This is a genomic window from Streptomyces sp. NPDC058872, assembly GCF_042743065.1.
Classification (GTDB): Bacteria; Actinomycetota; Actinomycetes; order Streptomycetales; family Streptomycetaceae; genus Streptomyces.
In genome coordinates this window covers 29,555-43,911 of the sequence record NZ_JBHYMK010000044.1, presented here as the reverse complement: position 1 = coordinate 43,911, position 14,357 = coordinate 29,555, and the positions used below count along the sequence as shown (strand labels likewise).

Here is a 14,357-nt window from a genome sequence, read left to right as displayed (position 1 = left end):
CCGCCCGGGGCGCAGGGGGCCGGAAGTCGGCGCTCCCCTGCGCCCCCCGTGCTCGTTGACGCATTTCTCCAGGACCCTCTAGCGTTCTTCACCCCGCAATGTGACGCAGCATCAACAGTGTTGCGGGGCAAGGCATGTGGGAGGGAAAGGGTGTGCACCGGCTGACCACCGGCGGGCGGTTCCTCCCGGAGGGCTCGCGGACGATGCGGGGGTGGGTGTCGGTGACTCTCTTCGGACGGGACCGCTCCTTGCCCCGTGCTCGCCTCCCGGTCGATCGGGGCCCGCGCAGCCCCACCCGTACGGCCGAGGCGGTGGCCGCCGGCCCGTTCCGTCGTTCCCCCGTCCCCGTCCCCGTTCCCGTCCCCGCTGCCGTTGCCGGACGGGCCCCGCGACCGTCCGCACGGGGGACCGGCCGCCCCGGCGGACACCCGGCGGGCACCCGGCGGACAGGTCCCCGCCGGGTGGGCAGAGGACCCCGTCGCCGTCGCGCAGGGCGGCAGGTCCGGACGCACGCACCGTCACGGCACCACACCCAGGGAGTCCGAGAGTGATCAGTGCGGGAGAGAACGCGCCAGCGGGCGGGATCCGCCGGTTCGTCGTCTTCGGCCGCCCCTGCGGCTCCGCGACCCCGGACGCGGCCGAGGAGGAGCGGCACCGGGCCGGTCTGTACGCCGCCTTCGACGAGGCGTACGGCTCCGTGGGCGTCGAACCGGGCACCTTCCACCAGGAGGAGCGGGGGGACGGCGTCCTCGTCGCCCTGCGCCCCGACGTGTCGCCGACCCTGATGGTCGGACGGTGGATCGACACCCTCTACGAGAGCCTGCGCACCCACAACGCGGGTCGGCCCGGACGCCTGCGGCTGCGGATCGGCATGAACGCAGGGCTCGTCGCCCGGGACGCACGGGGGCTCGTCGGGCGGGCGGTGGACCGCGCCGCCCACCTGTGCGACAGCGTCCCGGCCCGGCGGATCATGGCGGAGAGCCCGGAGGTCGACCTGCTCGTCGTCGTCTCCGACTGGCTGTACGCGAACGTGGTCGTCGAGGGGGGACGGTACGTCGAGCCCGGCCACTACCGGCCGGCCCGCATCCGGACCGCGGAAACCGACGAGACCGCGTGGTTCCACGTGCCGCGCAGGGCCGTCCCGCCGCTGCCCGCTCCCGAAGGGGGAACGGATGCGTCCGGGGAGAAGCGCATGGTGGCCGGGTGGCCACGGGCCGGTACCGGGCCGCTGCGGGAGGACGACCGGACGTCCCGGGCCGGGGACGGGAAGCGCCACCGCCGTGCCGGGGGCGAACTGGTCGACCCCCTCGGCGACACCGTCCCCGAGGGGGTGGCCGGCACGTCCGAGGGCCCGGGGGCGGGCGAGCCGGGATGAGAGGTCGAGGCGCCCCCCACCGGACCGCCCGTCGGTGTCCCGGCCCCTCCGGGACCGTCACGGGCACGTGTTCGTCCCGGGGCGCCGGGGAGGAGTCGTCCCGGGTCGCCGGGGAGGTGCGGGCCCCGAAGAGGCGCCCGCCTCCTTGCCGTGACGGGCCGCACCGGGGCACGAGGGCTTCCGCCCGTGCCGTCCCGCGGTGCGGCGCGGTGACCGGGGACCGGCCCGAGGCGCTCGGCGAACGGGCCCGGGGCCGTCACCCCCGTCGGACGCAAGTGCGGTGCGCCACGGGGGGAACGCCGTGACGGAAGGAGCGAACCGATGACCGGGCCCGAGCAGAGCGGGGACGCGCGGCCGGACGGGCGGGAACGGGGGACACGGAGCCGGGAGCGGCGGCGCACGACGGCCACCGGCCGGGCCGCCTCCGGGCGTCCGCGCGGCCCCCTCGTCGGCGAGTACGCGCCGCCGTACCGGCGCCGGAGCGGTCGGGTCGCCGCCGTGCTCCTCTACCGCAACGGTGGTCACCGGGTGGTCTGGCCGGACCGCACCGAGGACGTCAACAAGCCGGTGTTCGGCTCCCCCTACACCGTCTTCGAGGTCAGGCTCGGTCGCCACGTCACCGAGTTCCGGCTCCGACTGCCCGCCGCCGGGGACGGCGTCTTCTTCGACGCGCTCGTCAAGGTCCAGTGGAGGGTGACCGACCCGCGCCTCGTCGTCCGGGAGCAGGTGGAGGACGTTGCCGAACTGCTCCACGACGAACTCCTCGACGGACTGCGCAGGCTGTCGAGGAGGTTTCGGATCACCGACGCGGAACGCGCCGACGAGGTCGTCCGTGCGGAACTCGCCGCCGGACGGCTCGGTTTCGGCCGGGACCTCGGACTGTGGACCCGTGTGCACGTCTTCATCGACCTCGACGAGTCCGTCAAGGCCGAGGTGTCCCGGCGCGACCGGGCCGGTGTCACCATGGAGGCCGACGAACGCGTCGCCGAGGCGGAGCGACGGAGGAGGGCCGCCGACCGCGCCCTCATCGCCGACCGGGCCCGGGAGATGGAAGCCCTCTTCCGCCGCGGTGACCTCGCCCAGATCGCCCACCACATGGCGATGCACCCCGACAAGCAGTGGGAGATCCGCACCCAGCTCCAGCGGGAACGGCGCGAGGGCCGGGAGGACTACCTCGCCGTCGTCGACCGGCTCCTGGACAGCGGGGTCCTGGAGCGGCACGACATCGGCGAGCAGGCGTACCAGGTGTTGACGTACCTCCGGTCCCGGAGCGACGCCCCTCCCGGCGGCGCCGGCGACCGGAGTCCCGCGCCCCCGGACGGTTCCGCCCCGCGACCGCGGGAACTGACCGAGGGGCGCCCCGAGCAGGCCCTCCCGGACGGGGGCGTCGGGCACGGCGACGTCCCCCGCGACCCCCGGGTCCACGAACCGACCCGGGTCGAGTCGTGCACCGAACGGGAGCGGGAGGGAGAGGGAGAGGGGGAGGGAGGCCGGAGGCGGCTCCGGGGCCACCGGGAGGGCGGCCACGGCCGGTACGAGCAGCACGACCCGTACGAGGGCACCGACCCGTACGACCGGAACGGCTACGACCGCAACGACCGGTACGACCGTGACGATCCGTACGACCGGGAGGGGCGGGACGGGGCGGGCCGTCCCCCGCGCCGCACCGGGAACGCCCGACCCGCCCGCCCCGGCGTCGACTTCGACGACTGGGACGACGAATGAGCACGGCCGTGACCGGCTCCGTCCCCGACGGCGTCCGGGCGCCCGCATCGGTGTCGCGCGAGGAGGTGCGGTTCGGGGCTCCGGTCCGCGCTCCGGGCGCACCGGGTCGCAGGGGAACCGTGGTTTCCCGTGCCGTGCTGCTCATCGGCGCTCCGACGGCCGCGATCGTCCTGGTCGGCGTGGCCCGGTGGACCACCTGACACGGGTGCCCCGCTCCGTCAGGATGGGGCGCATGGGATTCCAAGTCGATTCCGAGACCGGGCGGCTGCGCCGTGTCATCCTGCACCGGCCCGATCTGGAGCTGAAGCGGCTCACGCCGACCAACAAGGACGCTCTCCTCTTCGACGACGTCCTCTGGGTGCGGCGGGCCCGGCAGGAGCACGACGGCTTCGCCGACGTGCTGCGCGACCGGGGGGTGGAGGTGCACCTCTTCGGGGACCTGCTGCGGGAGTCCTTGGAGGTGCCCCCCGCGCGTGCACTCGTCCTCGACCGGGTCTTTGACGAGAAGGAGTACGGTCCGCTCGCCGCCGACCACCTCCGGGCCGCCTTCGACGCGCTGGACGCCGCCGCCTTGGTCGAAGCGCTCGTCGGGGGCATGACGAAGCGGGAGTTCCTGGCGGTGCACCGGGAGCCGACCTCGGTCCGCTTCCACGCCCTCGACCTGGACGACTTCGTCCTCGGACCGCTGCCGAACCACCTCTTCACCCGTGACACCTCGGCCTGGGTCTACGACGGGGTCTCCATCAATGCCATGCGCTGGCCGGCCCGGCAGCGGGAGACGGTGCACTTCGAGGCGATCTACAAGCACCATCCGCTGTTCACGGGTCCGGAGGCGGGTTCCTTCCACCACTGGTCGGAGGGGCAGGCGGACTATCCCTCGACCATCGAGGGCGGCGACGTCCTCGTCATCGGCAACGGCGCCGTGCTCATCGGGATGAGCGAGAGGACCACGCCGCAGGCCGTGGAGATGCTGGCCCGGCGGATGTTCGCGGCCGGTTCGGCGCGCACGATCGTGGCCCTGGACATGCCGAAGCGACGTGCGTTCATGCACCTGGACACGGTGATGACGATGGTCGACCAGGAGACGTTCACCCAGTACGCAGGGCTCGGCATGCTCCGCTCCTACACGATCGAGCCCGGCGACGCGGGGCAGTCCCTGCGGGTCACCGACCACCCGCCGGAGCAGATGCACAGTGCGATCGCAGCGGCCCTGGGGCTCCAGGACATCCGGGTGCTCACGGCGACGCAGGACGTGCACGCGGCCGAGCGCGAGCAGTGGGACGACGGGTGCAACGTGCTGGCCGTGGAGCCGGGAGTGGTCGTCGCGTACGAGCGGAACGTCACGACCAACACCCATCTGCGCAAGCAGGGCATCGAGGTGATCGAGATCCCCGGCAGCGAACTGGGGCGGGGGAGGGGCGGTCCGCGCTGCATGAGCTGTCCGGTGGAGCGGGACGCGGCCTGAGGGGCCAGGGCCAGGGCCAGGGGCCGGGGGCCCGGACGGGGCGTCGACGGCACGCCCACAGGGCCCGGAGCGGGGCCGGGCGGCCGGGGAGGACGAAGGGGCTGTATAGAAATGTTGTTGTGTGTATAGACTTCCATCGTTCGTCCGTCGCCCCCGACCGTACCCAATGGAGCGCTTCCCATGGCCACTGACCTCATCGGCCGCCACTTCCTCAAGGAGCTGGACTTCACCGCCGAGGAGTTCCGCGGCCTGATCGCGCTCGCCGCCGAGCTCAAGGCGGCCAAGAAGGCGGGCGCCGAGGTCCAGCAGTTGCGCGGGAAGAACATCGCGCTGATCTTCGAGAAGACCTCCACCCGCACCCGCTGCGCCTTCGAGGTCGCGGCCGCCGACCAGGGTGCCTCCACCACCTATCTGGACCCGTCCGGCTCGCAGATCGGCCACAAGGAGTCGGTCAAGGACACCGCCCGGGTCCTCGGCCGGATGTTCGACGGCATCGAGTACCGGGGGGACAGCCAGGCGAACGTCGAGGAGCTCGCCATCCATGCGGGCGTACCCGTCTTCAACGGGCTCACCGACGACTGGCACCCCACCCAGATGCTGGCCGACGTGCTCACCATGACCGAGCACGTGGACAAGCCGATCGACGGGATCTCCTTCGCCTACCTGGGTGACGCCCGCTTCAACATGGGGAACTCCTACCTGGTCACCGGTGCCCTGCTCGGCATGGACGTCCGGATCGTCGCCCCGAAGGCGTACTGGCCGGCCGAGGAGGTCGTCACGGCCGCCCGGGGGCTCGCCGGGGCCAGCGGCGCCACGATCACGCTCACCGAGGACGTGTCCGAGGGGGTCGACGGTGCCGACTTCGTCGTCACCGACGTCTGGGTCTCCATGGGTGAGCCCAAGGAGGTCTGGGACGAGCGGATCGCCGCCCTCGCCCCGTACTCCGTGACCATGGACGTGCTGCGGGCCACCGGGAACCCGGACGTCAAGTTCCTGCACTGCCTGCCCGCCTTCCACGACCTGGGCACGGCCGTGGGGCGGGACGTCCACGCCCGGCACGGCCTGACCGAGCTCGAGGTGTCGGACGAGGTCTTCGAGTCGGAGCACTCGGTCGTGTTCGACGAGGCGGAGAACCGGATGCACACGATCAAGGCGGTGCTCGTCGCCACCCTGGCGGGGGTGCGCGGGGCGTGACCGGGGCCGACCGGGCGGACCCGCGGTCCGTCAGGACGCCGAGTGGTGCCGCTGGGCCGGTACTCCCGGAAGCGTGAACCAGACGGCCTTCCCGCGCGGGGTGGGGCGGTGGCCGCAGTCGCTGCTGAGCGCCCGGATCAGGAACAGGCCCCGGCCGTTCTCCTGCCAGGGGTTGACCCCTTCTTCCGGAGCGGGGCAGGTCAGCTCGTCGGGTCGGGCGGGCCGGGAGTCGTGGACTTCGATCTGGCAGCCGCCGGGGGCGGCCGACAGTTCGATGACCAGCTCGATGGGGCCGAGCCCGGCGGTGTGCTCGACGGCATTGGCGACGAGCTCGGCGGTGAGCAGCTCCGCCGTGTCGGCATCGGGCCGATCGGGGGCCGTCGGTTCGAGGCCGGCCAGCGCGGTGCGGATCAGGGCGCGGGCGATCGGCACGGCGGCGGTGGTGTGGGGGAGGTGGATGCGCCAGGAGGTGCCCGGTGTGGTCGCGAGCGCGGTTCCGGGCGCGACGGAGCCCGGACCGGTGGGTCCGATGGCTTCGGGCATGGCGGCGGGGTCCTTGTCTTCTCGGGCGGGCAGGGGCGGGGCGAAGGGGATGATTCATCCCGATGTCCCCTTACTTCAACCCTAAAAAGTGAAAAGAGGATTCTCCAGAGCATCCCCGCCCTCCTGCCAGGGACCTAGGTCACGGATGGCCGGGTCTTTCGGCAGGGGGTGCCGCTCCTTCTCCTTTATTGCGCGGTCATGACGACAGTCACGATCGAGTGATACCCTCCGGGAGGAGGAAGGAGGCCCCTCGAATGAGCCCCTTTACCGGCTCTGCGGCCCGCACGACCCGCTGGCAACACCTGCGGCTCGACATCGACCAGGGCGTCGCCACCGTCACCCTCACGCGCCCCGAGAAGCTCAACGCCCTCACCTTCGGCGCCTACGCCGACCTGCGCGACCTCCTTGCCGAGCTCTCCCGCGAGCGCACCGTCCGTGCCCTCGTCCTCGGCGGCGAGGGGCGCGGCTTCTGCTCGGGAGGCGACGTCGACGAGATCATCGGTGCCACCCTCGCCCTCGACACCGCCGAACTCCTCGACTTCAACCGCATGACCGGTCAGGTCGTCCGGGCGCTGCGCGAGTGTCCCTTCCCGGTGGTCGCGGCCCTCCACGGCGTCGCCGCCGGCGCCGGCGCCGTCCTCGCCCTGGCCGCCGACTTCCGGGTCGCCGACCCCACCACCCGCTTCTCCTTCCTCTTCACCCGGGTCGGACTCTCCGGCGGCGACATGGGGGCGGCCTACCTGCTGCCCCGGGTCGTCGGGCTCGGGCACGCCACCCGTCTCCTCATGCTCGGCGAACCCGTCCACGCGGCCGAGGCCGAGCGCATCGGCCTGCTCAGCGAGCTCACCGAGCAGGGCGCGGCGGACACCCGCGCCGCGGCCCTCGCCCGGCGCCTCGCGGACGGTCCCGCCCTCGCCCTCGCCCAGACCAAAGCCCTGCTCACCGCCGAGCTCGACATGCCGCTCGCCGCCTCCGTGGAACTGGACGCGGCCACCCAGGCGCTCCTGATGAACGGCGAGGACTACGCCGAGTTCCACGCCGCCTTCACCGAGAAGCGCCCCCCGAAGTGGCGGGGGTGCTGATCGTGCCCCCGGACCCCGGGCGCGGTCCCGGAGGAAGCCCCGCCACGGCCCCCGCCCGGATCGCGGTCGTCGGAGGAGGCCCCGGCGGCCTGTACGCCGCCGCCCTGCTGCTGCGTCAGGACCCGACCCGCCAGGTGACCGTCTGGGAACGGAACGCGCCCTCCGACACCTTCGGCTTCGGCGTCGTCCTCTCCGACGAGACCCTCGGCGGAATCCGGGACGCCGACCCCGTCGTGTACGGGGCGCTCCACGAGGAGCTCGTCCGCTGGGACGACATCGACGTCGTCCACCGAGGCCACCGCACCACCTCCACCGGCCACGGCTTCGCCGCCCTCGGCCGCCGCCGGCTCCTGGAAATCCTGCACGCCCGCTGCGCCGACCTCGGCGCCCGGCTCCACTTCCGCACCGAGGCCCCGCCCGCCGAGGTCCTCGCCGCCGACCACGACCTGGTCATCGCGGCCGACGGCGTCCACAGCCGCACCCGGGACGCCCGTGCCGCGCACTTCCGCCCGCGGATCAGCACCCACCGCTGCCGCTACATCTGGCTCGCCGCCGACTTCCCCTTCGACTCCTTCCGCTTCGAGATCGCCGAGACCGAGCACGGCGTGATGCAGCTCCACGCCTACCCCTTCTCCGCGTCCTCCTCCACCGTCATCGTCGAGATGCGCGAGGAGGTCTGGCGGGCCGCCGGCTTCCACGAGCTCGACGAGGCCGAGTCCACCGCCCGTTGCGCCAAGGTCTTCGCCGAGGCGCTCGGCGGTCGGGAGCTCCGCTCGAACAACTCCGCCTGGACCGCCTTCCGCACGGTCTCCAACGAGCGCTGGTCGTACGGCAACACGGTCCTCATCGGCGACGCCGCGCACACCGCGCACTTCTCCATCGGCTCCGGCACCAAGTTGGCCGTCGAGGACGCCGTGGCCCTGGCCGCCGCGATCGGCGCGCACCGGGACCTCGACGAGGCCCTGGCCGCCTACGAGGCGGAACGCCGGCCCGTCGTCGAGTCCACCCAGCGCGCGGCCCGCGCCAGCCTCCACTGGTTCGAGGAGCTCGCCGGACACGTCGACCGACCGCCCCGCCGGTTCGCCTTCGACCTCCTCACCCGCAGCCGCCGGGTCACCCACGCCAACCTCCGGCTGCGCGACCCGGCCTTCACCGCCGCCGTCGAGGCGGACTTCGGCTGCCCGCCCGACACCCCGCCCATGTTCACGCCCTTCCGGCTGCGCGGGCTGACCCTCCGCAACAGGGTCGTCGTCTCCCCCATGGACCTGTACGTCGCCGAGGACGGCGTCCCCGGCGACTTCCACCTCGTCCACCTCGGTTCCCGGGCCCTCGGCGGCGCCGGGCTCGTCATGACCGAGATGGTCTGCGTGAGCCCCGGAGGACGCATCACCCCCGGCTGCACCGGTCTGTGGAGCGACGAACAGGCAGCCGCCTGGACCCGGATCGTCGACTTCGTCCACGGCTCCTCGCCCGGCACCGCGCTCGGCGTCCAACTGGGCCACTCCGGCCGCAAGGGCTCCACCCGCCGCATGTGGGAGGGCATCGACCAACCCCTTCCGGAAGCCAACTGGCCGCTCGTCGCCGCCTCCCCGCTGCCGTACCGGACCGGCGTCAACCAGGTTCCGCACGCCCTCGATCGCGCCGGACTCGCCGCCGTGCGCCAGGAGTTCACCGCCGCGGCCCGACGCGCCGCCCGCTGCGGCTTCGACCTCCTCGAACTCCACTGCGCCCACGGCTACCTCCTCTCCGGCTTCCTCTCCCCGCTCACCAACCACCGCACCGACGGCTACGGGGGAGACCTCGCGGCCCGGCTGCGCTACCCCCTGGAAGTCTTCGACGCGGTGCGCGGGGCATGGCCGGACGACCGCCCCGTGACCGTCCGCATCTCCGCCACCGACTGGGCGCCGGGCGGCACGACCGTCGAGGACGCCGTCGAGATCGCCGCCGCCTTCGCTTCCCACGGGGCCGACGCGATCGACGTCTCCACCGGCCAGGTCGTCCCCGAAGAGGAGCCCGCCTACGGGCGCTCCTACCAAACGCCCTACGCGGACCGCATCCGCAACGAGGTGGGGGTGCCCGTGATCGCGGTCGGCGCGATCTCCTCCTGGGACGACGTCAACTCCCTGCTGCTGGCGGGACGCGCGGACCTGTGCGCCCTCGCCCGCCCGCACCTCTACGATCCGCACTGGACCCTGCACGCGGCTGCCGAACAGTCCTACCGGGGCCCGGCCGCCCCCTGGCCGGCCCCGTACCGCGCGGGCAGCCGCCGTCCCCCGACCGGCCGCCGCGAGTGAGGACCGGACCCCCGGGACCCGGCCGGTGCCCCGGGGGCCGCGGCGGATCGACGGCCCGCGCGACCTGAGGCCCTTCCCCTCCCGACCGCAACCGGAGGGGGCACCCCGGGGCCTTCAGGAAGCGCCGGGCGGGCCCCCGGCCCCGTCAGCGGACAGCATCGGACGCACATGTGCCGCCCCCCGCTCCCACAGCAGTCCGTGCAGGGAGGCGAAGACCTCCGCCGAACGGCGTCCCGGCCAGTCGTCCGGCAGGAGTTCCGCCGGGAGCACCGGGTCCGCGTAGGGGAGCCGCCGCCAGGAGTCCAGGGCGAGGAGGTAGTCCCGGTAGGCCTCCTCGGCGCCCTGCGGCGCTGACCGCCAGCTCCGCAGGACCAGCTCGTGGACCGTCAGGAACTCCTCGTGGAGCCCGGCGATCGCCGGCAGGTCCCACCAGCGGGCCACCGCTTCGGCCGTCGCCGCGTACCCGAGGTGATCGCCCCGGAAGAGGTCCACGTACGGCGAGAGCTCCAAGCGCTCCAGGGCGTTCCTGGTCTCCTCGTACAGCCTGGCCGGCGCGATCCAGACGCCCGGTGCCGCGGTGCCGAAGCCCAACCGGGCCAACCGGGAGCGCAACAGGTGCCGCTTGTGCCGCTCGGCCTCGGGCACCGAGAAGACGGCGAGGACCCAGCCCTCGGAGAGCTTCGGCTCGCTGCGGGCGTAGATCCTGCGGTCGCCGTCGTCGAGGAGCCGCCGGGCGTCCTCCGAGAGGGCGTATCCGGCGGCACCGCCCTCCGTCCGGCCCGGCAGCAGCAGCCCGCGGCGCTTGAGGCGCGACACCGAGGACCGCACCGAGGGTGCGTCCACGCCGAGGACGGCGAGCAGCCGGATGAGCGCGGAGACCGGTACCGGGGAATCGTCGGGTCCACGACCGTACGCGCCGTAGAAGGAGACGATCAGGGAACGGGGGGTGTGCTGCTCGACCACGTGATCACTCTAGGGGGTGCCGCGCACGTCGTGTCGGGCCGCACGGGGCCCGTCGTTCCCGGGGGCCGCACCGTGCCGGGCCCTCCCGGGCCCCTCCGGCGGCCGGGGTCACACCGTGTCCCGCAGCCGGAAGCGCTGGAGCTTGCCGGTCGCCGTGCGCGGCAGCGCGTCCAGGAAGACGATCTCCCGGGGCGATTTGTACGGGGCGAGGCGGGCGCGGACGAAGGCCCGGAGCGCGGCGGCGGTGCCCGCGTCGCGCGGCACCCCGTCCCGCACCACCGCGTACGCCACGACGACCTGACCGCGCAGCTCGTCCGGGCGGCCCACCACCGCCGTCTCCACCACGTCGGGGTGGTCGAGGAGCGCTTCTTCGACCTGGGGACCGGCGATGTTGTACCCGGCGGAGATGATCATGTCGTCGGCGCGCGAGACGTAGCGGAACCAGCCGTCGGGCTCGCGGACGTAAGTGTCGCCCGTGACGTTCCAGCCGTCCCGCACGTACTCCTCCTGGCGGGGGTCGGCCAGGTAACGGCACCCCACCGGGCCGCGCACGGCGAGCAGCCCCTCCTCGCCGTCCGGGACCGCCCGCCCGGAGCGGTCCACGACCTTGGCCTGCCAGCCGGGCACCGGCCGACCGGTGGTGCCGGGGCGGATGTCGCCGTCGGCGGCCGAGATGAAGATGTGGAGCAGTTCGGTCGCTCCGATGCCGTTGATGAGCCGCAGGCCGGTGCGCGCGTACCAGGCCCGCCAGGTCGCCTCCGGGAGGTTCTCGCCGGCGGAGACGCAGCGGCGCAGCGAGGACACCTCGGGGGCGGTGCCCTGGGCCAGTTCGTCGAGCATGACCCGGTACGCCGTGGGGGCGGTGAACAGCACCGAGACCCGGTGCCGCTCGATCGCCGCGAGCAGTTGCTTGGGTCCGGCCTGTTCGAGCAGGACCGCGCTGGCCCCGGCCCGCAGGGGGAAGAGGACGAGTCCGCCGAGTCCGAAGGTGAAGGCGAGCGGCGGGGAGCCGGCGAAGACGTCGTCGGGCCGCGGGCGCAGCACGTGCGCGGAGAAGGTGTCGGCGACGGCCAGCACGTCCCGGTGGAAGTGGACGCAGCCCTTCGGTCGTCCGGTCGTGCCGGAGGTGAAGGCGATGAGGGCCACGTCGTCGGCGGCGGTCGCCACCGCCTCGTACCGGTCGGGGTGGCGGGTGGCGAGGGCCAACAGGTCGTCCGGTCCGTCCCCGCCGAAGGGGGTGATGCGGAGCCCGGGGATCCGGGCCGCGAGGAGTTCGTCCAGGACCTGGGCGTCGCAGAGCGCGTGGGTGCAACGGGCCGCGTCCGCCATCACGGCCAGTTCCGGGGCGCGCTGCTGGGCCAGGACGGTGACGGCGACGCCGCCGGCCTTCATCACGGCCAGCCAGCAGGCGGCCAGCCAGGGGGTGGTCGGACCGCGCAGCAGCACCCGGTTGCCGGGTTGCACCCCGAGGTCCTCGGTGAGGACGTGGGCGAGGCGGTCGACGTGCGCGCGGAGCTCGCCGTAGCTCCAGACGCCGCCCTCGCCGTCGCGGAAGGCGGGCCGGTCGGCGCCGAACCGCTCCATCGTGCCGTCGAGGAGTTCCGCGCCGCAGTTGAGCCGGTCGGGGTAGGTCAGCTCGGGGAGGTCGAAGACGAGGTGGGGCCACCGGTCCGGTGGCGGCAGTCGGTCGCGGGCGAAGGTGTCGAGGTGGGCCGAGGGCGTCAGCTCCATGAGTCCGTCCCCCTGTCGTGGTGGGGTCGACCGTCGCTCCATGAGCGTATCGTGTTGGTGACGGCAGTCAACGGTTCGCGACAAGAGCGTCGAAGGGCGTAGCCCAGGGGACAGCGGAGGGAGCGTGCAGCAGGGCGCCCGCGAGCGCCGCCGCACGGGCGTCGGAGGACGTCGGTGCCGGGGCGTCGAGGAGCGTCGGGGACAGGGCGCCCGAGGGCGCCGCCGTACGGGCGCCGCACGGCGCCGGAACCAGGGCGCCCGAGGGCGTCAGAGAGGGCCCACATGCCCGCATTCTCGCTCGAACCCGACCAGATCACCTGGTGTGCGGAGCTCCGCGCCCTCGCCGCCGAACGACTCAAGCCCCTCGCCGACCAGGGCGAACCGGGCCGGGTCAACCGGCCCCTCGTCGCCGCCCTCGGCGAGCTCGGCCTCCTCGCCCGCGTCTTCGACGCCGGCGCCCTCGACCTGTGCCTCCTGCGCGAGTCCCTCGCCCGGAGCTGCACCGAGGCCGAGACCGCCCTCGCCCTCCAGGGCCTCGGCACCCACCCCGTCGCCGCCTTCGGCACCGCCGCCCAGCGCGCCCGCTGGCTCCCCGAGGCCACCGCCGGACGCGCCGTGGCCGCCTTCGCCCTCTCCGAGCCCGACGCCGGCTCGGACGCCGCGGCCCTCGCCCTCGACGCGGTGCCGGACGGCCGCGGCGGCTGGCGCCTGCACGGCGAGAAGCGCTGGATCTCCAATGCCCCCGAAGCCGATTTCGCCACCGTCTTCGCCCGCACCACCCGGGGCGCCGGAGCCCGCGGAGTCACCGCCTTCCTCGTCCCCGCCGACCGCCCCGGGCTCGGCGGCGAACCGCTCGACATGCTCGCCCCGCACGCCCTGGGCACCCTCACCTTCGACGGCGTCCCCGTCGGCCCCGAGGACCTGCTCGGCGCGCCGGACCGGGGCTTCCGCGTCGCCATGAACACCCTCAACCTCTTCCGGCCCAGCGTCGGAGCCTTCGCCGTGGGCATGGCCCAGGCGGCCCTCGACGCCGCCCTCGCCCACACCTCCGTCCGCCCCGCCTTCGGCGGCGTCCTCGCCGACCTCCAAGCCGTCTCGCACCGCATCGCCGAGATGGCCACCCGCACCGAGGCCGCCCGCCTCCTGGTGTACGCGGCGGCCGTCGCGTACGACGAGGGCGACCCGGACGTCCCCCGGCGTTCGGCCATGGCCAAGCTCCTCGCCACCGAGACCGCCCAGTACGTCGTCGACGCGGCCGTCCAGCTCCACGGGGCCCTCGCCCTCCAGCGGGGCCACCTCCTGGAGCACCTCTACCGCGAAGTCCGTGCGCCCCGGATCTACGAGGGAGCCACCGAGGTCCAGCGCACGATCATCGCCAAGGAGCTGTACGCGGGCCGCACGGCCGCCCGCGGCGCCACGACGCCACGGGGGGAGGCGCGGAGCGGGGAGGAACCGCACGCGCCGTCCCGCCGGAAGGAGCCGATCGCGTGAGCCTGCACCGACACAACCCCGCCGAACTCTCCCCGCCCACCGGTTTCTCCCACGCGGTCACCGCCACCGGGACCCGGCTGGTCTTCCTCGCCGGACAGACCAGTCTCGACCGCGACGGCAAGGTGACCGGGGAGTCCCTGCCCGAGCAGTTCGAGACCGCGCTCGCCAACCTCCTCACCGCCCTCCGGCACGCCGGGGGTTCGCCCGCCGACCTCGCCCGCGTCACCGTCTACGCCGTCGACGTCGCCGACTACCGTCTGCACGCGCACGAACTCGGCAGGATCTGGCGCAGGTTGGCGGGGCGTGACTATCCGGCGATGGCCGTGATCGGGGTCGTGCGGCTCTGGGACGAGCAGGCACTGGTGGAGTTGGACGGCACCGCCGTCCTGGAGTGACGGACCGAAGGAAGATCAACTGGTCGCCCTCTGGGGGCGGGCTTAGTGTCGAAAGGTGGACTGATCGGCCCACGGGTCCCACCGGTGAGGGCGCGATGC

General features: G+C 73.8%; 12 protein-coding genes. 9 read left to right on the top strand and 3 right to left on the bottom strand.

The genetic code is table 11. From position 1 onward, the window contains the following. Positions 1–547 precede the first annotated feature (547 nt). The 5 genes from ACFW22_RS25155 (at position 548) to argF (ending at position 5,759) form a co-directional block, all read left to right on the top strand. A complete protein-coding gene (locus tag ACFW22_RS25155; protein ID WP_386408584.1) occupies positions 548–1,375 on the top strand; it encodes a hypothetical protein in 828 nt (275 codons plus the stop codon). Positions 1,376–1,696: 321 nt separating this feature from the next. Further along, the gene (locus ACFW22_RS25150) at positions 1,697–3,100 is read left to right on the top strand and encodes a hypothetical protein (RefSeq protein ID WP_386408582.1); all 1,404 of its coding nucleotides are present in this window, start codon (positions 1,697–1,699) and stop codon (positions 3,098–3,100) included. Further along, the gene (locus tag ACFW22_RS25145) at positions 3,097–3,300 is read left to right on the top strand and encodes a hypothetical protein (RefSeq protein ID WP_386408580.1); all 204 of its coding nucleotides are present in this window, start codon (positions 3,097–3,099) and stop codon (positions 3,298–3,300) included. The genes ACFW22_RS25150 and ACFW22_RS25145 overlap by 4 nt, the downstream gene beginning before the upstream one ends. Before the next feature lie 32 nt (positions 3,301–3,332). Next, positions 3,333–4,565 carry an arginine deiminase gene (locus ACFW22_RS25140; protein WP_386408578.1) on the top strand — a complete coding sequence of 411 codons (1,233 nt, stop codon included), beginning with the start codon at positions 3,333–3,335 and terminating at the stop codon, positions 4,563–4,565. 180 nt (positions 4,566–4,745) lie between these two features. Continuing rightward, entirely contained in the window at positions 4,746–5,759 is a 1,014-nt protein-coding gene (gene argF, locus ACFW22_RS25135) for an ornithine carbamoyltransferase (protein WP_386408576.1), read from the top strand. Positions 5,760–5,789: 30 nt separating this feature from the next. Here the strand turns inward: argF and ACFW22_RS25130 are convergent, their stop codons facing one another. Next, complete coding sequence (locus ACFW22_RS25130; protein ID WP_386408574.1) at positions 5,790–6,302, bottom strand: ATP-binding protein; 513 nt, start codon at positions 6,300–6,302, stop codon at positions 5,790–5,792. A 254-nt stretch (positions 6,303–6,556) separates the two neighbouring features. Here ACFW22_RS25130 and ACFW22_RS25125 point away from each other — a divergent pair, with 254 nt between their 5' ends. Then, positions 6,557–7,384 carry an enoyl-CoA hydratase family protein gene (locus tag ACFW22_RS25125; protein ID WP_386408572.1) on the top strand — a complete coding sequence of 276 codons (828 nt, stop codon included), beginning with the start codon at positions 6,557–6,559 and terminating at the stop codon, positions 7,382–7,384. Then, positions 7,378–9,678, top strand: coding sequence for a bifunctional salicylyl-CoA 5-hydroxylase/oxidoreductase (locus tag ACFW22_RS25120; RefSeq protein ID WP_386408570.1), 2,301 nt, complete (start codon positions 7,378–7,380; stop codon positions 9,676–9,678). Before ACFW22_RS25125 ends, ACFW22_RS25120 begins: the two co-directional genes overlap by 7 nt. A gap of 114 nt (positions 9,679–9,792) precedes the next feature. Here ACFW22_RS25120 and ACFW22_RS25115 read toward each other — a convergent pair whose 3' ends face one another. Together ACFW22_RS25115 and ACFW22_RS25110 are read right to left on the bottom strand one after the other, a co-directional pair. Beyond that, a complete protein-coding gene (locus ACFW22_RS25115) occupies positions 9,793–10,641 on the bottom strand; it encodes a PaaX family transcriptional regulator C-terminal domain-containing protein (RefSeq protein ID WP_386408568.1) in 849 nt (282 codons plus the stop codon). Between the two features lie 108 nt (positions 10,642–10,749). Then, entirely contained in the window at positions 10,750–12,372 is a 1,623-nt protein-coding gene (locus ACFW22_RS25110; RefSeq protein ID WP_386408628.1) for an AMP-binding protein, read from the bottom strand. A gap of 282 nt (positions 12,373–12,654) precedes the next feature. On the opposite strand from ACFW22_RS25110, the gene ACFW22_RS25105 reads away from it, so the two are divergent. Together ACFW22_RS25105 and ACFW22_RS25100 are read left to right on the top strand one after the other, a co-directional pair. After that, positions 12,655–13,863 carry an acyl-CoA dehydrogenase family protein gene (locus ACFW22_RS25105; RefSeq protein ID WP_386408566.1) on the top strand — a complete coding sequence of 403 codons (1,209 nt, stop codon included), beginning with the start codon at positions 12,655–12,657 and terminating at the stop codon, positions 13,861–13,863. Further along, the gene (locus tag ACFW22_RS25100; RefSeq protein ID WP_386408564.1) at positions 13,860–14,258 is read left to right on the top strand and encodes a RidA family protein; all 399 of its coding nucleotides are present in this window, start codon (positions 13,860–13,862) and stop codon (positions 14,256–14,258) included. Before ACFW22_RS25105 ends, ACFW22_RS25100 begins: the two co-directional genes overlap by 4 nt. Positions 14,259–14,357 lie beyond the last annotated feature (99 nt).

Excerpts from the sequence above, each read along its gene's own strand:
- ACFW22_RS25150 (WP_386408582.1), top strand. The coding sequence starts at position 1,697 with ATGACCGGGCCCGAGCAGAGCGGGGACGCGCGGCCGGACGGGCGGGAA.
- ACFW22_RS25145 (WP_386408580.1), top strand. The coding sequence starts at position 3,097 with ATGAGCACGGCCGTGACCGGCTCCGTCCCCGACGGCGTCCGGGCGCCC.
- ACFW22_RS25140 (WP_386408578.1), top strand. The coding sequence starts at position 3,333 with ATGGGATTCCAAGTCGATTCCGAGACCGGGCGGCTGCGCCGTGTCATC.
- argF (WP_386408576.1), top strand. The coding sequence starts at position 4,746 with ATGGCCACTGACCTCATCGGCCGCCACTTCCTCAAGGAGCTGGACTTC.
- ACFW22_RS25130 (WP_386408574.1), bottom strand. The coding sequence starts at position 6,302 with ATGCCCGAAGCCATCGGACCCACCGGTCCGGGCTCCGTCGCGCCCGGA.
- ACFW22_RS25125 (WP_386408572.1), top strand. The coding sequence starts at position 6,557 with ATGAGCCCCTTTACCGGCTCTGCGGCCCGCACGACCCGCTGGCAACAC.
- ACFW22_RS25110 (WP_386408628.1), bottom strand. The coding sequence starts at position 12,372 with ATGGAGCTGACGCCCTCGGCCCACCTCGACACCTTCGCCCGCGACCGA.
- ACFW22_RS25105 (WP_386408566.1), top strand. The coding sequence starts at position 12,655 with ATGCCCGCATTCTCGCTCGAACCCGACCAGATCACCTGGTGTGCGGAG.